Below are 23,281 nucleotides of genomic sequence, written 5' to 3' on the forward strand. Positions count from 1 at the left end.
GATCACGCGTCGTCGGCGGTCTCCCCCGTGGATTCCGGCCGGGCGGTCAGCGCCGGACGATCGTCGTCCCAGGTGAACGTCAGCGTCTCGGTGATCGTGCCGAAGAGTTCGAAGATCTCCTCGGCCTCCGCGAGGTTCGGGCTCGAACCGGTGACCACCACGACGTCCGCCGAGCCGGGCATCGGCACGACCGTGTGCATCACCGCGCACCGCATCGTCGCGCCGTCCTGGGCGACGTTCTGGATGCCGTACACCCGGCCCACAGTGCCGATCCCGGGGATCTCCGCCGTGGTCACCCGCCGCCAGGTCCCGTCGGCCCGGGCGGGCTGCCCCACCGCCGTCAGCGCGCCGAGGATGTCGCCGTTGGCCGGCGGCGCCGCCACCGCGACCAGCACCGTCGCGGTCAGCGGGCCGTCCTCGTACAGCTGGAAGACGCCCGCCGCGTGGACCGCGCCGGAGCGCCGGGCCTGGCGTACCGACCGGCGCACCTGCTCGGCGTACCGGCCCGCCTGATCCGCGGTGAAGCCGCCGGCCAGGGCGTGCCCCCGTGCCTCGTCGCCCAGCCGGTTCTCACTGGCCTCGTCGGCAGTCGAGAAGTCGACCCACGCCTGCGGCGTACGCAGCTCGAAACCGGTCGGGGTCGGAGCGGGAGCATGCGTGTCCGTCGCGCTCACGGCGCCGCCCCCTCGGCCGGCGCCGTCAACGCGTTCACCGTCTGCGTGTCGGTCTCCCGGAAGGCGTCGGCGACGGCCTTCGCGGCGTCGCGTACCCCTTCGAGGTCCTTGGCCACGACGTGCCGGCCGTCGCCCCAGCGCTTCTCGAACTGGTGGGCGGCATCCTCCAGATTGCGCTGCCCGAGCGTGTCGACAACCGAGCCCATCGACCGGACCGCCGTGCCGTCCATCAGCTCCTTCGTGCGCCGCAGCAACTCGTGTACGCGCTCCAGCTCCGCGCCGGGAACGTGGATCACGCTCATCGCGCCCACTCCCCCGCCGGCCTGCCATTCCGTTCGCTCATCTCCGCACCCTCCACACCGTCACGGCACCTTCGCCGTACACGGATCGGCGGCCGGTGCGGTTCAGCGGGTGAACCGATCTCCGGCGAGCTACGTGTGCGAGTCGGCTCCCGGCGGATGGCTCGGGCGCCGGCCTGACGATGCGATGGGGAGGTTCGTCATGACGCGTCCGGGCGACGCCGAGTGGTCCGTGTTGCAGCTCGACTCAGATCCCGTGCCGGGTGATCCCGAGTCCTTCGAGGAGATCACAAGGGCATACCAGGAGCTGGCCAGAACCACCCAGGAGGCGCACGACCTGCTCGCGTCCGGAAGTCAGATCGACGTCGGCCAGGGCAGGGCGATGGACGCCTTCCGGGATCTGATCGGCAAGCTGCCGGGCCGACTGGACGGGATGGCGAACTCCTACGCCGCGGCGGCCGACGCGTACGTCCGCTATCTGCCGTCGTTGGAGGAGGCGCAGACGATGTCGCTGCGCGCCCTCGACCAGGCGCGGCAGGCGGCCGGGGACCAGAGCGCCGCCCAGGCGGCGGTCGCCTCCGCGGTGTCCGCTCTCGTCGCGCTGAGCGCCGACACCGCGACCACCCCGGACGCGAAGGACCAGGTCACCGACGACGCCGACGCCGCCCGGAGCCGGGCGTCCGACGCCCAACAGGCGTTGGACGGGGCGAAGGCGTTGCTCGGCCAGGCGACCGCCCTGCGCGACCAGGCCGCGCGGACCGCCGCGGAGTCGCTGCGCCAGTTGGCGAAGGATGCGCCACAACGATCCCTCTGGGACAAGATCGCCGAGGCGTTCCAGGCGTTCGTCGACTTCCTGCGAAGCACGGTGATCGAGTGGATCACCACGATCCTCGATGTCCTCTCGGTGGTCGCGTCCTTCATCTTCCCGCCCCTGGGTTCGGCGATCGGCTTCCTGTCCGGCGCCATCGACCTCGCCTCGGCCGCGCTCGGCGGTGACCCGGCCGAGATCGCGCTCGCCGCCGGCGGGCTGGCGCTCGGCCTGGTCCCCGGTGGTCGACTCGTCAGCCGGGTCATCAAGATCGCCAGCAAGCTGGGCAAGGTCCTGCCGGGCAGTGTCGCGACAGGCATCAAGAACAGCACCAAGGAGGTCGCCGGAGGTGCCGGAGGCCGGGGCGTGGCGGACGTCGTTGGCAACGCCCCGGTCGGGCGGGGGATCGACGCGAAGGTCACCGAGGTCGGCATCGGCAAGACCATCAAGGGCGTGTTCAACAGGGTCGACCAGAAGCTGTTCGACATGCGGTTCGCCCGGGATCTCAAGAACGCCCGGAAGAAGCAGGCGAACGATCCGACAGTCATCCTCGGCCAGAACAGCAAGGGCCACCTGAAGACGTTCCACGCCTCGGACGTCGAATCCACCCCGCTTGTGGACAACAACGGCAGGCAGATCGGTGTGCTCTTCCCGAGCAGGGCCACCGACAACGAGAGCTTCACCAGTTGGGCCCGGACCGACGCCAACCTCGCCTTCGGCCGGAACATCGGCGGGACGATCGCCGAACCCGGGACCAAGGCGATCCGACGCCTGCCCGGGACGGAGCCCGGCTTCGCGGGCAACGAGTTCCAACTCGCGCCCTGGGCGCGGCTCAAGAGCGACCCGACCCTGGTCATCGCGCACGGCAACCCGGACGGCGCCGCGGTGCGGCTGAAGAACGGCACGGTGCTGCACGTTCCGGGCGGGCAGTTCGCGAAGGTCGTGCATCACAACGAGATCTTCCGGGCCTCCAACTCCGCCTCGGATCCCGGGAAGTCGATCGCCCTGATCTCCTGCAACTTCGGCAACACCGCGGGCACCGGGGGGCAGGACTTCGCCAACGCCATGCGCGACCTCGGTAGCCAGCGACGGATCTTCGCGGCGAACGAGACGGTGGTGACCACCGAGGGCGTGGACGTGGACGGGCTGTTGACCGACGCGGGCCGAGACATCGCGACGTTGGCGGTGGAGAACGGCGGCAAGTTCAAGCGCATCATTCCGAGCACCGAGGGGGCGAGTTCATGAGCGAGCAGGACGAGGGCGTACGCCAGCGGAACTGGATGCTGTTGACGGACGCGGGGTGGACCGAGCCCGCCGACGAGGACGCGGCGCAGGTGCCACCGGTGGAGGCCATCGTCGGTGGCTGGCTGGTGGAGCCGGACGGCGCCGTCGGCCGGTTCACGCCCAACCCCCTGTATCGGCCGGAGGATCCGGAGGCGCCCACGAGTCCGGTGGACGCCACGGCGAGGCTTGTCGCCACCGGTCGCGCGGGTGTCGACGCGGTGCTGCTGGCGCTGCGGGACAGCCTTGTGGACGTCGCGCTGGACAGCGCGGGTGACGTCATCGTGGCGGCGGCGCCCGACGACGCCCCCTGTGTGCTCGTCACCAGCGGCGCTGCGGACCAGGCCCGGGTGGATGCGGCCGGCTGGCGGCAGGTCGACCTGGACGAGTTGCTGACGCTGCTTCCGGACGGCGTCGACGTGCTGCTGAATCCGGGCGGTGACCGTGCCATGCGCCTGTTCGCCGACGCGCTGCGGGAGGTCGTCGTCGAGGGCGACCCGCAGGGCGGCGAAGCGTGGCCGTCGACCCGGTAGCGCTGCCCTGCGCTGGGCTCGGACGTGTCGTCCGAGCCCAGCGGCGACCGGCCGTAGAGCGCGCAGTGGCAGCCGTCAACGTCTCGATTCGGCCTCGACGTGGGTCAACAGACAAATCCTCTGTAGATCAACAAGCGCGGAGAACGGCGCGTGCATCCTGAGAACCCGTGGGCAGTCGGCGACAACGCCGGCGACGCAAGGGTCAGCAAAGGGTGGTAGTTATGGCGGGATCGGGACCTGTTCGTCGGCGCGAGGTGGCGGGCGAGGCACTGGTCCGGTCCATATTCGAGGAGCACGGACGCGCGATGCTCGCTTACGCGACACAGTTGACCCGCGACCGCGCGGCTGCGGAGGACGTCGTCCAGGAGGCGCTGGTGCGCGCGTGGCGTCACCCCGACAGCCTGGTCAACGGAAAGGGCTCGGTGCGCGGCTGGCTGTTGACAGTCGTCCGCAACATCGTGACCGACACCGTACGCGCCCGGAACGCGCGGCCACCCGAGGTGCCGGAGAGCCCGACCGAGACGGCTGTCGAACGTGACCACGCCGACCAGGTGGTGAACTCGATCGTGGTGACGGACGCGCTCAGTCGCCTGTCCTCGGAACACCGTCAGGTGCTTGAGCAGGTGTACCAGCGCGGGAGTACAGTCGCGGAAGCCGCCCAGGCACTCGGAATCCCACCTGGCACCGTGAAGTCACGCTCCTACTACGCACTCCGGGCACTCCGCGATCTCGCCGAGCGTCCCGCCGGGGTGGAACGGCCTGCCTCATGACATCCGACAGCTCATCGCCGCACGCCGACCAGCTCGACATCGGCGGCTACCTGCTGGGGGCACTCGACCCGGAGGCAACCCGCCGAGCCGAGGAGCACCTCGCGGGTTGTGCCAAGTGCCGGGCCGAGGTCGAGTCGCTGCGGACGTGGGCGGACGCGATCGAGAACGTACCCGACGTGATGCTGCTCGACGGCCCGCCGGAAGACGGCGATCTCCTGTGGCAGCGCACCCTGCGACAGATCCGCGGCGAGGCCGCCGACCAGCGACGCCGCCGACACGCGCTGACAGGCGTGGCGGCGGCGGTGGTCGCCTCCGCCGTCCTCGGCGGTGTCGTCCTCGGTCCCGCGAACGACCCCGCTAAGGACGCGACCGCGCAGCCCGAGCCGGCGTCCCCGAGCGTCGCGGCCGACCGTCCGGCCCGTTCCGCGAGCGCCTCCGACCCGGTCACCGGTGCCCGCCTGGCCGTGGCCGTGCAGCCGGCCACCGGCTGGGTACGCGTCCGCGCCACGGTCTCCGGCATCCCGCAGGGCCGTCGCTGCCGCCTCCTCGTCGTCGGCAGGGACGGCGGCACGGTGCTGGCGGGCGGCTGGGAGGTGTCGGAGCGGGGGGCCGCCGAGGGCGTCACCCTCGACGGCAGCGCCCTGCTCGACGTGGCCGAGATCGACAGTGTCCGGGTGGAGACCACCGACGGCGTGGCGTACGTCAGCGCGAAGCTCTAGGGAGGCCCGCGACGCCGGCCCGACCGGCGAGCGGGACAGCCGAACGCCGACGAACGCGGCCCCCGGGCCGCGTTCTCGTTCGGCTGGGCGGCGAGCGGACAGCCGAGCGCCGGCTCAGCCAGTGGCCGAGCCGGCGCGAGGTTCGTACCGTCCGGGGTCAGCCCAGGCGCACCGAGACGACCGCGTTGTCGAAGCCGACAGTCCCCAGGTCGGCGACATCCCCGTTGATCACTTTCGAGCGGCCGGTGCAGTCCGGGCCGGCCCAGAGCTTCAGCGAGCCGGGTGCCGCCACGGAGGAGGAGACGCCCGGCCGGCTCAGGTTGCGGCAGCCGGCGCCGGCGACGCCCTGCGAGCCGGCGCCGTCACCGAAGTTGGGGTCGTCGAACAAGACCGCGCTCGTGGCCGGCGGCGCCGGCGAGGCGTCCGACGCGGGCTGCTCGCCACCGGACGCGCCGGCCTTCCCGCCGGCCGGGGTCACGCCGAACCAGGTGGTGCCGACACCCTGACCGTTCGTGTCACCCGGCTTGGTGTCCTTGGCGAACCGGTAGACCGGCCAGCCGCCGATGGTGACCTGCCGGCTGCCGTCCGGGCGCGGGATCGTGCCGACGTCCGCGGCCTTGACTCCCGCGACGAAGACCTTGCCGGCGGGAGCGACGGTGACCGGCGGCCAGGTGGCGGCGCAGTCGCCGTCACAGTTCGAGACCGGCGGCTTGTTGCTGTCCTTGTCGAAGCGGTAAAGGGTCAGCCCGGCGCCGTTGACCACGACCGGGTCGAGCTTGCCCGCCTTGCCCGCCGTCACCTGGACCCACCGCTCTGCGGATTCGCGCGTCTCCGCGGTGGCGACCCCGCCGTTTGGCGTCGCCCAGTCGCCGGTGCCGGCCGCCGCGTTGTTGGACTTCGCGGTGCCGGGCAGGAGGGCGACGCCGGCCCCGCCCGTCGGCGACGCGGCCGGGCTGCCGCTCAGGTCAGCGGCCCGAGCCGGACCTGGCGGCACCTGGTTCGAGCCGCACGCCGTAAGGGTCGCGCCGACGGCCAGCACGGCGATGAGGGGAGTCACGTGGTTGCGCATCATCGGGTTTCTCCAGCGATCACCCGGCTTCCAGGAGGTCCGGAAGCCGTTCGCCACTCACACGGAGCAGGTCCGCGATCGGTTCAGGCCCGGTGTCGCCGCCGTCGTCGCACACGGGCTCAGGTGGCCTGGAGAGCGACCTTCAGCCAGCCGGGGCTGCGCATGTCGAATTCGCGGTACGCCCCGATCGCGTCCGTGAGCGGCTCGTGCTCGGTCACGACGTCCTCCGGACGGACCTGACCGGACGCGACCATGTCCAGCAGCTTCGGGATGTACCTGGGGTGGTTGCCGTTGCCGGCGCGGACAGTCAGGTTGCGGGCCATGGTGGTGCCGATCGGGAAGAACCTGTCGGTCGGCGGATAGACCCCGACGATCCCGAGCGTGCCCACCTTCGCGAGGCTCTCGGCCGCCCAGGTCTGTGCCTGGCTCGGCGCGTCACCCGGCTTCCAGTGTCCATCCTGGCCCTGGCTGTCGAGATTCGGGGAGATCGTGCGCTGGTCCTGGGCGTTGCGCTCGTCGTCCCGACCGGCGGCGGGCCCCGACTTCGGGCTCTCACCGTCCACTCCGACGGCGTCGATCGCGCAGTCGGCCCCGATACCGTCAGTCAACTCCATGATCGCGACGACCGGATCGACCTCGTTGAAGTTGATCACCTCTGCCCCCCGCCGACGGGCGTGTTCCAGCCGGTCCGCGTGCCCGTCGATCGCGATCACCCGGGACGCGCCGCGCTGGTACGCGGAGAGGACGGCGAACTGGCCCACCGGGCCACAACCCCAGACGGTGACGATCTTGCCGTCGCTGGCGTCGGCGAGCACCGCGCCGAAGTAGCCGGTGGGGTAGATGTCGGACAGGGTGATGGCCTGCGCCTCGGTGACGTTCTCCGGGAGTCGGACCAGGTTGGTGTGCGCGAAGGGGACCCGGGCGTACTCGGCCTGCAAGCCGTGGAACGGGCCCTGCGCCTCGGGTGAACCGAACGAGGCGGTGCCGGAACGCGGCCCGTACGGGTTGGCGTTGTCGCACTGCGCGAAGAGGCCCCGGCGGCAGTAGCCGCAGGATCCGCAGCCCAGCACCGCCGAGATCACCACACGGTCGCCCGGCTTGAAGCTGTGGATCTGCGCGCCCACCTCCTCGACCACCCCGACGCCCTCATGGCCGAGCACCTTCCCCGGCTTCATCCCGGACATCGTGCCGCGTACGAAGTGCAGGTCGGTGCCGCAGATCGCCGCCGTGGTGATCCGCACGATCGCGTCCGTCGGCTGTTCGATGCGGGGCTCCGGCACGTCGTCGACACGAATGTCGCCGATGCCGTGATAGACGACAGCCTTCATGCGCACTCCTCATCCGCACTGGTGTCGGGCCGCTGGGGGCCCGCGAACGGGAATTCGGCTTCCCCGCGCCCGGCACGGCAAACCCGGACGTAGAAGAGCGAACAGCTTCGGTCACGCCAACTTCGCGGCGAGGCGGGTGACCGAGGCGCGCATGCCGTCGGTGCCGCCGTCCTGCAACTCCCGCAGAACCGCTCCCGCACGCTCGAACGCCCGCTGCGCCCCCGGCTCGTCACCGGCGGTGATGAGAGCGTCGGCCATCTGCCGCAGCGCGTCGAACTGCGCGGGGCGGTCCCCGACACGTCGGGCCGCGTTCGCCGCCAACTCCAGTTGCTCGACCGCCTCGTCGACGCGTCCGGTCACGACCAGGTTGTCCGCGATGGCGGTCCGGATGTCGCTCTCCTCGTGGGCGCGTCCGATCCGCTGGTTGAGATCGAGGGCCTCCCGCAGCGCCTGGGCCGACCTGTCGACCTGGCCCAGGGCGGTGAACGACTTTCCGCTGAACAACAGGCTGGACACCTCGCCCCGACGATTGTCGAGGAGGCGGAACAGGGACAGCGCCCGGATGCTGTGGTCGAGGGCACGGTCGTGCTGGTTCAGCGCGCTGAACGCCTGATGGCAGTTGTTGTGCACCAACGCCTGTTCCAGTCGCAGGTCCCGGTCCTGGTAGATCCGCGCGGCCTCGCCGAGCAGGCCGAGCGCCTCGTCGTGGGCGCCGAAGAAGTGCCGCGCGCCGGCCAGGCTGCGCAGCACATGCGCCTCCCCGACGGCGTCGTGGCGCTCGCGTGCCGCGCGCAGCGCGACCCGCATGACGTCTTCCCAGTCCTGGAAGCGTCCGGCCCACTGGAGGTACTGCTGCATCGCGACGGCGAGCTGCCACGGCACGATGCCGTACCCGACGTCGGCGGCGAGACGCACCGCCTCCTTGAGCACCTCCCGCTGGCTGCCGAACCACGCGATGGCCTCGTCGTACGTGCCCGGCCGCTCCGCGACCACACCGGGCAGCGGCGCCGGTGGCGCGATCGGCGGCCGGTTCGGGTCCAGGACCACCTGCGCCTGGAAACTGCTGTGCAGGTAGTGCTGCAACAGGCGGCTGATCGCCGCCTGCCGCTCGGCCGCCGGCTCCTGCGCCTGGAACAGCTCGTGGGCGTACGCCTTGACGAGCACGTGCGACGTGAGTCGGCCGTCGTGGTGCTCGGTCACCAGGGCCGCCTCGATCAGCTCGGCAAGCTCGGCGTGCGTGTTGTCGGGGTCGCGGTCGGCGAGGCTCACGCAGGCCTCGGCCGTGACACCCGACGGCAGGGCCACCGACAGGAGCCGGAACAGCCGGGCCGCGCCGGGACTGAGCTGCCGGTAGGACCACGAGAAGGCGGTACGCGGGTCGGTGAGGCCCCGGCCACCCGGGAACGCCTCGAGCCGGCGGGCGCCGTCGCGCAGCTCGGCGGCCATGGTGGTGAGCGACAGCCGCGGGCGGGCGGCGATCCGGGCGGCCAGGATGGCCAGCGCCAGCGGGAGCCGTCCGCACAGCTCGATGATCTCGTCGGCGACCGCGGCACACGCCACGCCTCCGGTCGACCGACTCGACAGGCCGGTGAGACGACGTGCGAGCAGCCGCCGGGCCGTCGGCAGGTCGGGCAGGTCGACCCGGAGCAGGTGTGCGCCGTCGAACGCGGCGAGGCCGACGAGCGCCCGCCGGCCGGTGACGAGCACGAGACTCTGCGCCGAGTTCGGCAGCAGCGGGCGCACCTGGGCTGCGTCGCGGGCGTTGTCCAGCAGGAACAGGATGTGCTTGCCGGCCGTCATGCTGCGGTACATCCCAATCCGGGCGTCGAACGTGTCGGGCACGTCGGCGGCGGGCACGCCCACCATGTGCAGGAGCGAGCGCACGGCCTCGTCAGCCGACACACTCTCGCCCTCGCCGAGGTGGCCCTGAAGATCGAGGTAGAGCTGCCCGTCGACGAACTCGTCGGCCACCCGGTGCGCGAAGTGCGCGGCGAGCGTCGACTTGCCCACGCCACCCATGCCGTCCATCGCCACCACCAACGGGCTGGTCCGTCCGGGGATCCGCATTCCCCTGGCGAGGTCGCGAAGGATCAGCAGCTCCGATTCGCGACCCACGAACAGGGGTGGATCCGGCGGGAGCTGCGCCGGGCGTACCAGCGGCGCCGGCCGGGACACCGTGAGGGCCGCGTCCTCGGCGGGTGGCAGCACCACCTGCGTGAGGGCTCTCCGCTGGGCGTCCTGGAGTTGGTAGCCGGGATCGATGCCCAACTCCTCGTCGAGGCGTGAACGGATCGCGCCGTAGACAGTCAACGCCTCGGCCTGCTGGCCGGCCGCGGCGAGAGTCGTCACGAGGCTCGCGTGGACCGGTTCGTTGAGCCGGCTCATCCCCGCCGCGAGCCGCAGGGGGGTGAGCACCCGCGCGGGCTGGCGCAGACGTGCGGCCACCGCGGCGGCCGCGATTGCGGCGTCGAAGAACTCGCCGTCGATGCCCGCGAGAAGGGCCGCCGCCGCGGCGCTGTCGACCAGGCCGTCGCCGGACCGGCCGTGGCACCGCCGCAGGGCGGCAAGATAGTGCTCGAGCGCGTCGACCGGACGGTCCTGTCGCAGGCTGACCTTCGCCGCCGCGACGTCCCGGCGGAACGCGACGAGGTCGAGTGTCTCCGGCCCGGCCGCGAAGAGGTATCCGTTGCCGTGGCGGAGCAGATAGGACCCGGCGGCGCGCGCGGGCAGATCGGGTTCGAGCAGGCGGCGCAGCGCGGCGACGTACTTGTGGATGACGTTCACCGCGCTGGCCGGCGTCTCCGGGCCCCAGAGCAGATCCAGCAGATCGTCGGTGCTGGTCGGCCGCCCCTCCCTGGCCAGGAGGACCGCCAACAGGCGGCGTTGCTGACGCGGGCCCGCGACGGCCTCGTTCCCGCCGCGCCAGACCCGTAGCGGGCCCATGATCTCCAGGCGCGGTCCACCGTCGGAGGACGGGTCCTCCGCCCGAGCGGCGCAGACGTCGCCCCTCCCGACGATCATGCCGCCGCTCCGCGGAGAGCCCTCTGGTGAAGGCTCAGTTGACAGTGACTGAATCGACCGTCGCGTGGTGCCGCGAGGTTGAGCCGGGAACGCCGGGACCGACAAAACCGACGCCGAGGCTGAAGACGGCACGTTTCCACCGGCTCCGCGGCGCCACGGTCCTGCCCAGTCTCGATACGCATGCCAAGGAGACGCCGCCGGCGGGACGAAAGTTCGATCCGTCGAAGAAACTCTTCGGCAGGGTCGAGCTAGCGTTCCGGGATGCTCCTCTCGACCTCGGAATCCGTGTCCGCCGACGACACGGCGCAGTTGGTCCGGTGCGCCCAGCAGGGCGATCCGCGCAGCTTCGCGCTGCTCTTCGACTGTCACTACGCCGGCATGCTCGCTGTGGCACGCCGCCTTCTGGGCGGTGGGCCCGACGCCGAGGACGCCTGCCAGGACGCGGCGATCGCGGCGTTCAGCCGGATCGGTGAGCTGCGCGACCCCACCGCGGTGCGGCCGTGGCTGCATACCATCGTGCGCAACAACTGCCGGACGTTGCTGCGCGCACGCGTGCCCGTCCCGGTCGGGGTGGCCGGGGAGAACCTGCTCGCCTCGGGGCTCGACGACCCGGTCGCCCGCATCGAGCAGAGCGCCATGCGGGACTGGGTCTGGCACGGGCTGCAGCAGTTGTCTCCGGCCGCGCAGACGGTGGCGTTGCTGCGCTACTTCACCGAGAACAACTCGTACGAGCAGATCGCGGAGTTGTGTGGAACCCCGGTCGGCACCGTCCGCAGCCGCCTGAGCGAGGCCCGTCGGCAGTTGACCGAGATCCTCCCCCGCGTACGCGACGAGCGACACGACGGGACCGGGGCACTGCGGGCCGAGCGGCGTGCGGAGGCGGCGAGAATCCTGTCGGCGGTGGCCGATGGGGCGTCACCGACCAGGGCAGCCGCCCGCTGGGCCGAGGACATGGTCTTCTGGTGGCCGGACGGCACCCGGACGATCGGTCGTGAACCGCTCTTCGCGGTCATTCGGCAGGACAACGAATCAGGTGTCAGTCACAAGATCACCGGAGTGCTTGCCGGCGCCGGCATCACGATCTGGGAGAACGCCTTCATCAACCCGCCGGAGGATCCGTTCCACTGCCCACCCGGCGCGACCTGGCTGCTCCGGGAGAAAGATGGCCTGGTGCGCGAGGTGCGCCTTCTGCACACCCCACGGCCGCCCCGCCAGGAAGATTCTTTCGCGGCGGGTCGAACTTCCGGCTGCCCGGCGCTGTCCTGAGGGTATGACCACGTACTCCATCCACGACCTGGAACCGCAGCTCGCGGCCAACCGCCGGTACTGGTGCGGCTGGGCGGGCACCGACCCCGACACCGACCTGCCGATCTATCGCACCGACGTCCCCCACCCGCTGCTCAACGCGGTCCTCCGTGTCCGTGATCGGCCGCTGGACGAGGCGATCACGGAGGCGAGGAAGCACCTGACCGGCTCGCACTGGGGCTGGTGGGTGGGCGCGGACAGCGACGAGGGCACCGCCGAGGGCCTGCTCGCGCGCGGCGCGGAGCAGATCGCCGATATGCCGATCATGGCGGTGGACGTGACCACCGTGGCCGACGTCGAGGCGCCGACCGATCTGGAGATCGGGATCGCCGTCGAGCCGTCCGAGCTGCGGGAGTACGTCGAGGCGTACGCCGGGCCGCTGGGCATCCCCGGCGACCGTGGGCCCGTTGTCGACCGGGAGCTGAATTTCGCCTACCTGGACGTGGTCCGCCTCGCGGGCAGGATCGACGGCCGCATCGTCGGCACGTGCACCCTGTCGCTCGGCACCGACATCGGCGCCCTGTACTGCATCGCCACCGACCCCGACTTCCGTCGGCGCGGCATCGCGACGGCGCTCACGCGCGAGGCGCTGCGCCTCACCCGTGAGTCCGGACGGCGGATCGTCACGCTCCAGGCGAGCAGCGAGGGCGAGCCGGTGTACCGGAAGATCGGCTTCGAGACCGTCGCCCGCTACCGCCTCTACCAACTCCCGGAGTGAGGCCCCGACGCTGCCGCCCGATCCCACCACGGCCGGGCGGCAGCGCCGCGTTCCGCACCACCACCCCCGGCACGTAGTTGCCCGCATGGAAAGTGAGTGTTAACTTTCCACTAGAGCAAGTACTTTCCTCACCCCAAGGAGTTGCCCGATGAGCACCACCCCAACACCCGAGGAGGCACGAGAGGCCCTGCGGGACGTCGACCGACGCCGGGGCCAGACGGCAGCGGCCGCCAGCCACTCACGATGGACGTGGCTCGCCGCCGGTGTCCTCGTCGTGGCCTTCGGAGTCCTCGCCGACAGGTATCCGGACTTCGTGCGCACGTACGGCACCACAATCGTCATCTTCCTGCTGCTCCTCTCCATGGCGGGCAACACCCGGTGGGGAGCGGCCCTGCTGCGCCGGCCGGTGCGCCCCCGCATCGCCCCCACCCCGGCGGCCCTGCTGTGGTCGGCGCTGGCGCTGGCCCTGCTGATCGGTGGCACGGCGCTCGCCACCGCCCTGGACGTCCCGCACGTCTGGCTGTGGAGCGGCCTGTTCATCGGTGTCCTGCTGGCCGCCGCGGGGCCGTGGTGGCAGCGTCACGTGCTCACCCGCGCGGCCTGACCCGTGGCCGACCCGAAGCTGGACCCGGCCCTGCTCGATCCCACCCGGCTGGCCATACTGGCGCTGCTGGCGGGGACCGAGTGGGCCGAGTTCGCGTTCGTCCGCGACGCCGTGGAGCTCAGCGACTCCGCCCTGTCCAAGCGGATCTCGATGTTGAGCGACCGCGGGTACGTCGAGGTACGCAAGGGCTACGTGGGCAAGCGCCCGCGCACCTGGATCAACCTCTCCACCGCTGGTCGGACGGCCCTGAGCGCCCATGTCGCCGCCCTGCGCGACATCGCCGCCCGCGTGGACCGCTCCGACTGAAGGCCCGCACGGGCGACTGTCAGCGGGGGTCGTTGTCGCGGCGCTGGGCCATGTGGACCTGTTCGAGGTCGAGGCCGTCCTGGACCCGGCGGAGCACCTCGTCGTCGATCTCGCCCTCGTCGCGCAACCGGACGACTGTGTCGTGGCGGTGATCGATGACCGCCAGGTGGAGATCGGCGTACTGCTGCTCGTAGTCGGCCGCGGCCTCGTCCGGACCGGAGGTGGCGTCGCCGTCGCGCAGCACGCGGAGGCGACGGTCGTACTCCGTGCGCAACTGCTCGTGCACGGCACCGCTCGTGCCCAACCGGGCGGCCATCGTCGGCAGGGACGCCAGCGCCCGGTCCATCGACTGGATCTCCGCCTGCCGGCGTTCCCGCTCGGCCTCCCCGTCCGCGCCCAGGCCGGCCCACCGCGTCACCCGGGGCATCAGCGGCGCCTGGAGCAGCAGGGTCACGGCGATCACGATGGCCGTGACAAAGACGATGAGGTCCCGGCCGGGGAACTCCGCCCCGGACGGCAGGGTGTGCGGCACGGCAAGCGCCGCAGCCATCGACACCGCGCCTCGGAAACCGGCCGCCGACATGAGCGCCCTCGGCCGCCCGCTCAGCCGCCGTTCGCGCTGCTGCGGCCGGCGATCGATCGCCCGGATCAGGTACGGGCTGGTGAACAGCCAGCCGAACCGCACCGCGACGATGACCGCGCAGACCACGACCGCCACCAGCGTGCCGTGTGCCAGTCCGGTGGTGTCCAACCCGCGCACGGCCGACTGCGCCTCCAACCCCACCAGGACGAACAGCGCGGCGTTCGCCAGCATGGTCAGGAAGTCCATGACGGTCTGGACGTACCGGCGGGCGTTGCCCGGGAACAGGCGCGGCGAGGCGCGACCCACCCACAGGCCGCTGACCACGGCCGCGAGGACGCCGGACACCTCGGCCGCCTCGGCGATCAGGTAGCCGGTCAGGGGCGTCAGCAGCGCGAGGAGGTTGTGCTGGAACGGGTCGGTCAGCCGCCGACGGAGTTGCAGGACGAGGAACGTGACAGCCGCGCCACACGCGATGCCGCCGAGGTACGAGAGCGCGAACAGCCCGGCGACCCGACCCACGCTCAGGTGTTCCTCGCCGAGGGTGATCCCGACCGCCAGCGTGTAGATCACCAGCGCCGTTCCGTCGTTGACCAGGCTCTCCGCGCGCAGGGTGGTCGCGATGCGCCGGGGCAGCATCCGACCCAGCACGCCCACCGCCGTCGCGTCGGTGGGAGCGACGGCGGCGCCCAGCACCCACGCCGGCCCCCAGGCCAGCCCGAGCGCGTGCGCGGCCGCCGCCACACCTGCCGCCGTCGCGACCACGAGGAGGGTGCTCAGCAGCACGATGACCCGGAGGTTCCTCCGGATCTCGCGCAACGAGGAGGAGAACGCCTCCCAGTAGAGCAGGACCGGAAGGAACACCAGGAGGACGGCCTCGGGCGGCAGGTGCACCACGCGCAGCGCGGGCACGAACCCGAGGAGGACGCCGGCGATCAGCAGCAGTACCGGTGGGGCGATCCGGAGCCGACGGGCGGCACCCGTACCGACCAGGATGGCGATACCCACCACTACGACAAGTGCGAGGCTGGACATTCCCCTGTCCTTCGTTGCGGGTGGCGCGGATCCGACAAGGATCACCTGACGAAGTGGACAGCCAGTTGACGGTGCCTGCACCCCGTCACGGCGACGGGCTCGGTGGCCTGGCCTTCTGCGGGTTGATGGTCTCGTGACGGGCCAGCATGGCGACGAACTCGCCGATCTTCCGCTCGCGGGTCTCCGCCCGTTTGACGGCGTTGAGGCGGTGGATGAGCGCGAACCGGTTGGTCTTGGTGAGCACGTCGAACATGGCCTGGGCGGCCGGGTCGGCGGCGATGGCGGCGAGCAGGTCGGCAGGCACCTCGGCTTCCGACGACGGGGCGTACGCCGCCGCCCACCGGCCGTCGGCCTTCGCGGCCTCCACCGCGGCGCGGCCCGGGGGCAGCATCCGTCCCTGTGCCTCCAGTCGGGCCACGTGGGCGACGTTGCGTTGCGACCAGATACTGCGGGGCCGGCGAGGGGTGAACCGGATCCAGGAGGTCTGCTCGTCCCGCTTGCGTGCCTGCCCGTCGATCCAGCCGAAACACAGCCCCTCGTCGACGGCGTGCTGCCAGGTCAGCGTGGTGACCGTGCCGCCCTTCTTGGTCAGGGCGAGCCAGACGCCGGGCGACGTGGCGTGGTTCTCCGACAACCACGCGCGCAGCGCGTCGGAGTTCACGACGATCAACTCTTCCAGCTCGGCGCTCGCCATGGCAGCAGGCTATCGCTGGGCTCTGACGGAAACCTCTGCCGGTGGGACGTCCCGATCCGCCGGGCGGCCGGGACCGGGACCGATGGAGATCGGAGGTGGTCAGGGGTGTGACACGTGGGCGTGTCACACCCCTGACCAGAGCTACCGGAGCGCCCATTTCGCGGAGGGTCAGCAGCCGATCCGGCTGGCCCCGACCGCGACGTCGTCGTACCAGAGGGTGTCCGCCCCGTTGCCGTAACTCTCCCAGCCCAGCTTGAGGTCGGTGAGCTGCGGCCGCCAGGTGCGGTTGTACCACTGGCCGTCGATGTCGTGCGTCGGTACGCCGTCAGCGGTCAGCCCGGCGATGGCGGTGCCGTCCAGCCAGGTACGGAGCTGACCGGCCGAACCGTCCACCATGAACTCCAGGCAGGTCCACCTGTTGGTGGGTAGCGGCACGCTCTGTGCCACCCCGGCCGGGCTCTGCTCGGGCAGGGTCGCGTCGTCGGAGGCGCGGTTCCACTGCAGGGCGCCGTTCTGGCCGCCCATCCGCAGATCCTTGTTGCCGTCGGCGGCGTCGGTCATCGCCATCATCGTGGTGTGGTCGGTCGGCTGGGCTGTGGTGTGCCGTACCCAGATCCGGGCGTACCGCACACTGCCCACGCTGCTGAGGTTCCTGGTGGACCTGATGAAGACGTGGTTGCAGTACCCGGCGGCGCCGTTGATCCGGACCGCCCGGCTGCCGCTGTGCGTGGTGGCCGTGTCGATGGTGGCCGTGCCGGCGCCGGAACAGTCCGGGTTCACCACCGTCCAGTCCCCCGACGGTGTCGAACCGGTCTGGTTCTCGAAGCCGTCGCAGAGCACCGCGCCGGCGCAGCCGGCCGGCGGCGGGGTGGTGGGCGGAGGCGTCGTCGGCGGAGGCGTCGTCGGCGGAGGCGTCGTCGGCGGAGGCGTCGTCGGCGGAGGCGTCGTCGGCGGAGGCGTCGTCGGCGGAGGCGTCGTCGGCGGGGCTGTCGTCGGCACCGACGTGGTGGGCACGCCCGTCGGGGTCGGCCCGACGCCGTTGCACGGCACGCCGTTCAGGGTGAACCCGGTCGGCGTGCCGCCACTGGCGCCGTACGTGCCCTGCACTCCGAACTCGGTGGAGCCGCCGGCCGGGATGCTGCCGTTGTACGACATGCTGCGGGCGGTCACCGTCGCCCCGGACTGGCTGACCGTGGCGTTCCAGCCGCTCGTGACGCGCTCGTCCCCGGCGTACGTCCAGGTGACCGTCCAACTGGAGACGGCGCTGTCGCCGGGGGTGACCTTGATGGCGGCGGTGAAGCCGCCCGGCCACTGGTTGGGCGTGTAGTCGACCCGGCAGCCCTGGGCGGCCGCGGCGGGGACGACGAGCACTGCCGTTCCGGTCGCGGTCACGGCGGCGGCCAGCGCGGCGACGACCGCCAGGGTCGGGGCGGGGCGGGCGCGGAGAATCGTCATGAAAAGTCCTTCTGCCATCGAGCTGGGGAACCGACGCGGCAGCGCGCGTCCGGGACGAACGCGGCGCGGCAACGCGCCGGGTGCGGCGCGGCGATGCGCCACAGCGACTTGTCGATGCGTACGACCGACGTGCCCGGCTCGGGGTGGACCTGTCAGTCGCCGACGGCCCGGTTTCCCGGACCGCGGCGGCGCCCGCCCTCAATCTATTGACAGATTCCTATCGAATCAAGCGTCACGCTTCCGGGTGGGATCACGCCGGCGGCGCGTTATTCGGTGGCCGGGCCGGCACCGGCCGTGCCAGCCTGACCGGAAGACGGACCCGGCCGCCCGGGCTCCACCGACCCGCCGCCAGGACGGGCTGGACCCGACCGACGGGAGCACGGCAATGCGAGGACTCGAAACCTTCCCGCCCATCCGGACGCGAGCTTTCGAGGACCCGACAGCCCATGCAGACCGTCAACCTTGGCATCGTCGCCCACGTCGACGCCGGTAAGACAAGCCTCACCGAACGCCTGCTGTACTCCACAGGCGTCATCGACCGACTCGGCAGCGTCGACTCGGGCACCACCCAGACCGACACCGGCGAGATCGAGCGCCGCCGGGGCATCACCATCCGCAGCGCCGTCGCCGCGTTCACCGTCCGCGACCGCCAGGTCAACCTGCTCGACACCCCAGGGCACAGCGACTTCGTTGCCGAGGTCGAACGCGCGCTCGGGGTGCTCGACGCGGCTGTCCTGGTGCTGTCGGCCGTCGAGGGCGTCCAGCCGCACAGCCGTCGGCTCATGCGGATCCTCCGATCGCTCGGACTCCCCACGCTGATCTTCGTCAACAAGATCGACCGGATGGGTGCCCGCACCGACGGGCTGGTCGCGGACGTGCGCCGGCTGCTCACCCCGGCCGTCGTCCCGCTGGGCACGGTCCGCGCGCCCGGCACCCCCGAGGCCGCCTTCCGGCTCCACCATCCGCGGTACGACCACCGCGCCGCCCGCCGACTCGCCGAGGCCCTCGCGGAGCACGACGATCACCTCCTGGCCGCCCTGGTCGACGACCTGCCACCCGAGCCGGACCGGATCGACGAGGCGCTCCGGACGCAGGTCGCGGCCGGGCAGACCCACCCGCTGCTGTTCGGCTCGGCGCTGTCCGGGGCCGGCGTACCGGAACTGCTGGACACCATCGCGGCCCTGCTCCCGGCGTCGCCGCCGGCCGAACCCGAACCGCGGGCCCGGGTCTTCGCAATCGTTCGCGACCCCTCCGGCGAGCGGGTGGCGTACCTGCGGTCGTACGGCGGGCAGCTCCGGGCGCGGCAACGGATCGTCGCGTACCGCCGGGAGCCGGACGGCCGGACGACCGCGACGCGCGCCCGGATCACCCGGCTCGACGTGGTCGGCGCGACCACCGACCGGGCCGAGCCGACCGGGCAGGGAGACGAGCCGACCACGCTGTCCGCCGGCCACATCGCGCGGGTCGCCGGCCTGACCGGTGTACGCCTCGGCGACCAGCTCGGCAGCCCGGCCGGTCTCGACGGGCGGTCCTACTTTCCGGCGCCGACCCTGGAGGCGGTGGTGCGCCCCCGCGATCCGGCCCGGACACTGGCGCTGCACGCCGCGCTGTTGGACATCGCGGACACGGACCCGTTCATCCGGACCCGGGTGGCCCCGGACGGGGGCACGAGCGTGCTGCTCTACGGCGAGGTGCAGCGCGAGGTGCTGACGGCGACGCTCGCCGAGGCGTACGGGATCGAGGCGGAGTTCGGGCCGGGCCAGCTCGTGCACGTCGAGCGGCCCACCGGCACGGGCGCCGCCGTGGAGATCATCGGGCACGGCTTCTTCGGGACTGTCGGTTTCCGGGTCGAGCCCGGATCGGGCGTGGACTACCGGCTGGAGGTCGAACTCGGCTCGCTGCCGCTGGCGTTCCACAAGGCCATCGAGGTCGCCACCAGGGCTGCCCTCGACCAGGGCCGGTACGGCTGGCCGGTCACCGACATCCGGGTCACCCTCACCCACAGCGGCTACTGGTCGCCGATCACCACGGCCGGGCACTTCCGGGATCTGGCCCCGTACGTCCTCATGCAGGCGCTCGCCGAAGCCGGCACCCGGGTCTTCGAGCCGTGCCGCCTGTTCGAGGCGGAGGTGCCGGCCGACCGGCTCGGCCCGGTCACGTCGTACCTGAGCCGGCTCGGCGCCCGGATCGACGGCACCGACGACAGCGCGGCCGGCTGGCGCGTCAGCGGGGTGCTGCCGGCGCGGCTCGAACCCCGGGCGCAGCGCCTGCTGCCGGACCTGTCCGGCGGGGAGGGGCTGTGGTCGTCGGCGCCCGGCGGCGACCGTCAGGTGTCCGGCGACCCGCCGTGCCGGCCCCGCACCGACGGCAACCCGTTCGACCGGGTGGAGTACCTGCGCTTCCTCGCCCAGCCACGGAACCGCTCCTGAGAGGTCGAGTGCGTGTCCTCGGCGTCGCCGTGCCCCGCACCGCCGCGTCGGCGGCACACCGGGTCAGCGCGGTCGGAGCAGCCCCCGCTCGGCCATGAAGGCCCGTAGCGTCTCGGCGTCCCCGGCGGACATCAGCCACCGGGGGATCACTGTCGCCGGCATCCTGCCGACGTACACGATCCAGAACTCCGGGGTGTCCTTGACCTGGGCGACGCCGTCCCACGCGATGCCGCCGGACTCCGAGCCGCTGCGCATCATGATGTTGTCGTCGGTGATGTCGTACGCGCCCTCGACCGCGTAGCCGCCGGACCGGCGGCGCGCGCGCCACCGCACCCACGGCAGGTACAGCATCGACAACACACCGCCCACGAGCATCGCCATCCACAGCGGCGACGCCCGCTCGCCCCACGCGGACCCCCGCGAGACGACCAGACCGACAGCCCCCACCACGGCCAGCACCGCGCCGACATAGCTGTACCTGCGCAGCCGAACGCCACCGAGCGTGGCGGCGACGCGACCCGGGTAGGCGGGATCGGCGGGGACGTCGAAACGGATGTGCACCCCGAAACGATAGTGCCCCGACCGCCCCCGGACACCGACTGGACCCGCCGCGCAGGGAGAAGTCGACCGCGGCCCGTCGCACCGGACAGGTCTGCGGAGTTTCGCCGATGGTCGCTTCCGGGTAGCGCATGGCGCATGAATCGCGATCTCGTCAAGGCTCTCCAGGTCGCGTGGGAGCTGCCGGAATTCCGCAGCGGGGTGCGACACCTCATCGATCTCGACGAGGTGTCCGTGCTGCTGGCCACGCTGTCCGTCCCGGATCACGACGGCGAGGTCGAGCGCAGCCTGCTGAGCCTGCTGCGCTCCGGGCTGGAGACGACCGAGATCCGCGAGGCCGTGCTGCTGCTGTTGGAGCAGGACGAGGTGCGCCGGCCGCTCGTCGCGGCGGCGGTGGAGCCGCTCACGGACCGCCCGGGCCTCGCCGCCGCCGTCACCTCGGCGGCCGAGGATCCCGCGGTACGGCGTGAGGTGCGGGCGGCCCTGGACAGCGCGAAGGTGCGCGAGCTGATCTGGCAGGCGGTGGAGAACCAGGTGAGCGACAACCGGCTCGGCCTGATCCGCCGGGCGGCGGCGCTGTTCGTGCGGCACCCGAGCGTCAGACGCCTCGCGTGGGCCGTCCGTCGCCACGGCGTCCTGCGGGAACTACGCCGCAAGTCGTAGTCCACTACGTTGGCGGGGTGGCAGCGTCGGGCACGGCACCGCCGTCCGGGCTGAGTCGCCGGCTGACGTTCCTGCTCGCGGTGGCCGCGGGAGGGGCGATCGCCAACCTGTACTGGGCGCAGCCGCTGCTCAGCTTCATCGCCGACGACCTGCGCACCGCGACGGCGACGGCCGGCTGGCTCGTCACCGCGACGCAGATCGGGTACGCGGTAGGCGTCTCGCTGCTCGTGCCGCTCGGCGACGTCCTGGACCGCCGCCGGTTCATCCCGGTGCTGCTGGTGGCGTCGGCCGCCGCGCTGCTGCTGTGCGCGCTCGCGCCGTCGTTCGGCGTGCTCCTGCTCGCCCTGACAGTCCTCGGTGTCACGACGATCTCCGGTCAGCTCCTCACGCCGCTGGCCGGCGACCTGGCCGGCGACGCCCACCGCGGTCGGATCGTCGGCGTCGTCGGGTCCGGGACCCTCAGCGGCATCCTGGCCTCCCGCACGATAAGCGGGTTCGTCGCAGGTGCCGCCGGGTGGCGGACGACATTCGCCCTCGCCGCGGTCGTCGCCGTTCTGCTCGCGGTTCTGCTCCACCGCGCGATTCCACCGCTGGCGCCGCGTGCCCGCATGCCGTACCCGCAGCTCATCGCCTCGGTTGGCGCGGTGGTCCTGCGCGAGCGGGCGGCCCGCTGGACGCTGGTCCTGGCCGCCACCGGGTTCGCCGCGTTCTCGCTGTTCTGGACAGCCCTGACGTTCCTGCTCAGCGGCCCACCGTTCCACTTTCCGGTGGCGGTGATCGGGATGTTCGGACTGGCCGGCCTCGCCGGTGTCCTCTCCGGTCTGCGCGGCGGTCGTCTGCACGATCGCGGTCTGTCGCTTCCGGCCACCGGGGTGGCGTGGACGCTTGCCCTCGGCGCCTTCGCCGTCGCCGCCGTCGCCGGCCGGTCCGTCGCGCTGCTCATCATCGCGATCATCATGATCGATGTCGCCCTCCAGACGCAGGCTCTTCTTAACCGGGCGCGGCTGTTCGCCCTCTCCCAGGAGGCCCGCAGCCGGCTCAACACGGCACTGGCGACCGGCAACTTCATCGGCGCCGCCATCGGCTCCACCGCCGCGACCACGCTCTGGGCCGTGGGCGGCTGGACGGCGGTCACGTGCACGGGGATGGCGCTCTGCTGTTTCGCGCTCGCCGTGTGGGCGCTGGGACGTCGTGGCCCACTCCTGATCCGAGGTCGGGAACTCCAGATCGTGGACAGTTTCCGTCAGGTCCGGACGGAGAGTGTCCACGATCCGAGCGCCAGGTGGGATGCCGACTCAGAACAGGGCCGCTGGCAGGACGAGCGCCGCGAAACGGAGCACCCGCCCGAGAAGGCAGGCGACGGCGAACTCCCAGTGTCGGAGGCCCGCCGTGCCGGCGGCGAAGCTGACCACGGCCAGCGGTGGGACCCCGACCGCGGCGGAGACCAGCACGGTGGGCAGGGCGGTGCGGCGGCGGGACAGCCAGCGCCGGATCGGCTCGGTCCACCGGGCGGCCCGAGCAGCCGTACGACCTGACCGGCTCCGGTGCCCGAGCTTCCGGGCCAGCCACCCCGTTCCGCGACGCGCGGATTCGAACAGGAGCAGTTTGCCGGCGGTCTGCCCGAGCGCCAGGGCGACGACGGCGACGACGACGTGGCCACCACGATGCCCGGCCACCACCGCGTATGCCTCGGCGTTGACGACCGGAACGAGGGCCGACGCGAGACCGTAACCGAGGCCCGCCATCGCCTCGCCGAGGCTGCTCACGCGCGGCCGTCCCGGTCGAGCAGCCGGGCCACCGCCGCGACCGACCACAGCTTGACCACGACGACGGCGACGGCGACGGCCAGCGCGAGCCGGTACTGCCCGAACGCGATGGCGCCGATGACCCCGGCGGTGTTGGCGGCCTTGGCCAGAGGCGACCAGTTCCACGCCCACACCCGGCGGTCGACCAGGTGGAAGTGGTTCGGGCTGAGCACGGGCCAGCACAGGAACGACAGCGACAGCATGGTGTCCAGCACCAGGAACGACAGCAGGAACACCAGGGCCACGACCGCGACGTCGGGCACGAGGGAGACCAGGCCCACGCAGAGTACGGGTGTGCACGCGCGATCGCTCACGATGTCGAGCACGGCCCCGGCCCGGGTCTCCTGTCCGAGCCGCCGGGCAGCCCAGCCGTCGAGCATGTCGCCGATCCAGTAGATACCGTACGCTACCGCCATAAATGCCACTGATCCGGCGACGAGGGCGGCGATACCCACTGTGACAGCGGCGACCGTGCGGACGGCGGTGATGTAGTTGGGAACCGTACGGAGAGGGCCGACACTGATGGCGGCGCGGGAGTCGACGAGAGTCACCCCAGAAGCGTCGTGCGGTGCACGCCCCCACGGAACGTGCCGTGGTGCCGATCTGTGCACGGGGGCGGCACCGGGG

The 23,281-nt window shown here is 72.0% G+C and carries 21 protein-coding genes and 1 pseudogene; 11 read left to right on the forward strand and 11 right to left on the reverse strand.

The genetic code is table 11. The features are described 5' to 3' along the window. Nucleotides 1-2: 2 nt before the first annotated feature. Together OOJ91_RS31070 and OOJ91_RS31075 are read right to left on the reverse strand one after the other, a co-directional pair. Complete coding sequence (locus tag OOJ91_RS31070) at nt 3-674, reverse strand: hypothetical protein (RefSeq protein ID WP_266250626.1); 672 nt, start codon at nt 672-674, stop codon at nt 3-5. Continuing rightward, nucleotides 671-976 (reverse strand): hypothetical protein, encoded by a 306-nt coding sequence (locus OOJ91_RS31075; RefSeq protein ID WP_266250628.1) that lies wholly within the window; start codon nt 974-976, stop codon nt 671-673. Before OOJ91_RS31075 ends, OOJ91_RS31070 begins: the two co-directional genes overlap by 4 nt. Nucleotides 977-1,175: 199 nt before the next feature. Between OOJ91_RS31075 and OOJ91_RS31080 the strand changes: the two genes are divergently transcribed. The 4 genes from OOJ91_RS31080 (at nt 1,176) to OOJ91_RS31095 (ending at nt 5,084) form a co-directional block, all read left to right on the forward strand. Continuing rightward, nucleotides 1,176-3,026: a putative T7SS-secreted protein gene (locus tag OOJ91_RS31080; protein WP_266250629.1), complete on the forward strand. Its 1,851-nt coding sequence runs from the start codon at nt 1,176-1,178 to the stop codon at nt 3,024-3,026. Continuing rightward, complete coding sequence (locus OOJ91_RS31085; RefSeq protein ID WP_266250631.1) at nt 3,023-3,595, forward strand: type VII secretion system-associated protein; 573 nt, start codon at nt 3,023-3,025, stop codon at nt 3,593-3,595. The genes OOJ91_RS31080 and OOJ91_RS31085 overlap by 4 nt, the downstream gene beginning before the upstream one ends. Before the next feature lie 221 nt (nt 3,596-3,816). Further along, nucleotides 3,817-4,365 carry a sigma-70 family RNA polymerase sigma factor gene (locus OOJ91_RS31090; RefSeq protein WP_266250633.1) on the forward strand — a complete coding sequence of 183 codons (549 nt, stop codon included), beginning with the start codon at nt 3,817-3,819 and terminating at the stop codon, nt 4,363-4,365. Beyond that, on the forward strand, nt 4,362-5,084 hold the full coding sequence (locus tag OOJ91_RS31095; protein ID WP_266250635.1) for a zf-HC2 domain-containing protein: 723 nt from the start codon (nt 4,362-4,364) through the stop codon (nt 5,082-5,084). The genes OOJ91_RS31090 and OOJ91_RS31095 overlap by 4 nt, the downstream gene beginning before the upstream one ends. Before the next feature lie 157 nt (nt 5,085-5,241). Here the strand turns inward: OOJ91_RS31095 and OOJ91_RS31100 are convergent, their stop codons facing one another. From OOJ91_RS31100 to OOJ91_RS31110, 3 genes are all read right to left on the reverse strand, one after another. Continuing rightward, nucleotides 5,242-6,156: a hypothetical protein gene (locus OOJ91_RS31100; protein WP_266250637.1), complete on the reverse strand. Its 915-nt coding sequence runs from the start codon at nt 6,154-6,156 to the stop codon at nt 5,242-5,244. A 116-nt stretch (nt 6,157-6,272) separates the two neighbouring features. Continuing rightward, on the reverse strand, nt 6,273-7,481 hold the full coding sequence (locus OOJ91_RS31105; RefSeq protein ID WP_266250639.1) for an alcohol dehydrogenase catalytic domain-containing protein: 1,209 nt from the start codon (nt 7,479-7,481) through the stop codon (nt 6,273-6,275). A gap of 111 nt (nt 7,482-7,592) precedes the next feature. Then, nucleotides 7,593-10,502 (reverse strand): AfsR/SARP family transcriptional regulator, encoded by a 2,910-nt coding sequence (locus OOJ91_RS31110; RefSeq protein ID WP_266250641.1) that lies wholly within the window; start codon nt 10,500-10,502, stop codon nt 7,593-7,595. Nucleotides 10,503-10,763: 261 nt separating this feature from the next. Here OOJ91_RS31110 and OOJ91_RS31115 point away from each other — a divergent pair, with 261 nt between their 5' ends. The 4 genes from OOJ91_RS31115 to OOJ91_RS31130 all read left to right on the forward strand — a co-directional run bounded on the left by OOJ91_RS31115 (nt 10,764) and on the right by OOJ91_RS31130 (nt 13,435). Next, on the forward strand, nt 10,764-11,768 hold the full coding sequence (locus OOJ91_RS31115) for an RNA polymerase sigma factor (protein ID WP_266250643.1): 1,005 nt from the start codon (nt 10,764-10,766) through the stop codon (nt 11,766-11,768). Between the two features lie 4 nt (nt 11,769-11,772). Then, on the forward strand, nt 11,773-12,525 hold the full coding sequence (locus OOJ91_RS31120; RefSeq protein ID WP_266250645.1) for a GNAT family N-acetyltransferase: 753 nt from the start codon (nt 11,773-11,775) through the stop codon (nt 12,523-12,525). Between the two features lie 148 nt (nt 12,526-12,673). After that, on the forward strand, nt 12,674-13,129 hold the full coding sequence (locus OOJ91_RS31125) for a hypothetical protein (protein ID WP_266250647.1): 456 nt from the start codon (nt 12,674-12,676) through the stop codon (nt 13,127-13,129). A 3-nt stretch (nt 13,130-13,132) separates the two neighbouring features. Continuing rightward, the gene (locus OOJ91_RS31130; protein ID WP_266250649.1) at nt 13,133-13,435 is read left to right on the forward strand and encodes a winged helix-turn-helix domain-containing protein; all 303 of its coding nucleotides are present in this window, start codon (nt 13,133-13,135) and stop codon (nt 13,433-13,435) included. Between the two features lie 19 nt (nt 13,436-13,454). On the opposite strand, the gene OOJ91_RS31135 is transcribed toward OOJ91_RS31130, so the two are convergent. The 3 genes from OOJ91_RS31135 to OOJ91_RS31145 all read right to left on the reverse strand — a co-directional run bounded on the left by OOJ91_RS31135 (nt 13,455) and on the right by OOJ91_RS31145 (nt 17,199). Next, nucleotides 13,455-15,050, reverse strand: a complete 1,596-nt coding sequence (locus OOJ91_RS31135; protein WP_266250651.1) for a Na+/H+ antiporter — start codon at nt 15,048-15,050, stop codon at nt 13,455-13,457. Nucleotides 15,051-15,135: 85 nt separating this feature from the next. Beyond that, nucleotides 15,136-15,744: a YdeI/OmpD-associated family protein gene (locus OOJ91_RS31140; protein WP_266250653.1), complete on the reverse strand. Its 609-nt coding sequence runs from the start codon at nt 15,742-15,744 to the stop codon at nt 15,136-15,138. 168 nt (nt 15,745-15,912) lie between these two features. Continuing rightward, nucleotides 15,913-17,199, reverse strand: a complete 1,287-nt coding sequence (locus OOJ91_RS31145) for a cellulose-binding domain-containing protein (RefSeq protein ID WP_266250655.1) — start codon at nt 17,197-17,199, stop codon at nt 15,913-15,915. A gap of 446 nt (nt 17,200-17,645) precedes the next feature. Between OOJ91_RS31145 and OOJ91_RS31150 the strand changes: the two genes are divergently transcribed. After that, nucleotides 17,646-19,628, forward strand: coding sequence for a GTP-binding protein (locus tag OOJ91_RS31150; protein WP_266250657.1), 1,983 nt, complete (start codon nt 17,646-17,648; stop codon nt 19,626-19,628). A gap of 63 nt (nt 19,629-19,691) precedes the next feature. Here OOJ91_RS31150 and OOJ91_RS31155 read toward each other — a convergent pair whose 3' ends face one another. Then, nucleotides 19,692-20,189, reverse strand: coding sequence for a YcxB family protein (locus tag OOJ91_RS31155; RefSeq protein WP_266250659.1), 498 nt, complete (start codon nt 20,187-20,189; stop codon nt 19,692-19,694). Between the two features lie 135 nt (nt 20,190-20,324). On the opposite strand from OOJ91_RS31155, the gene OOJ91_RS31160 reads away from it, so the two are divergent. Both OOJ91_RS31160 and OOJ91_RS34505 read left to right on the forward strand, forming a co-directional pair. Further along, entirely contained in the window at nt 20,325-20,849 is a 525-nt protein-coding gene (locus OOJ91_RS31160; protein ID WP_266250661.1) for a hypothetical protein, read from the forward strand. An 80-nt stretch (nt 20,850-20,929) separates the two neighbouring features. After that, a pseudogene (locus OOJ91_RS34505) lies at nt 20,930-21,793 on the forward strand (MFS transporter); the annotation flags it as partial. Nucleotides 21,794-22,144: 351 nt separating this feature from the next. Here the strand turns inward: OOJ91_RS34505 and OOJ91_RS34510 are convergent. Together OOJ91_RS34510 and OOJ91_RS31170 are read right to left on the reverse strand one after the other, a co-directional pair. Further along, the gene (locus tag OOJ91_RS34510; protein WP_353962113.1) at nt 22,145-22,594 is read right to left on the reverse strand and encodes a VTT domain-containing protein; all 450 of its coding nucleotides are present in this window, start codon (nt 22,592-22,594) and stop codon (nt 22,145-22,147) included. 17 nt (nt 22,595-22,611) lie between these two features. Next, nucleotides 22,612-23,205, reverse strand: a complete 594-nt coding sequence (locus tag OOJ91_RS31170; RefSeq protein WP_266250665.1) for a CDP-alcohol phosphatidyltransferase family protein — start codon at nt 23,203-23,205, stop codon at nt 22,612-22,614. Nucleotides 23,206-23,281: the final 76 nt, after the last annotated feature.

Source organism: Micromonospora lupini, assembly GCF_026342015.1.
Classification (GTDB): Bacteria; Actinomycetota; Actinomycetes; order Mycobacteriales; family Micromonosporaceae; genus Micromonospora; species Micromonospora lupini_B.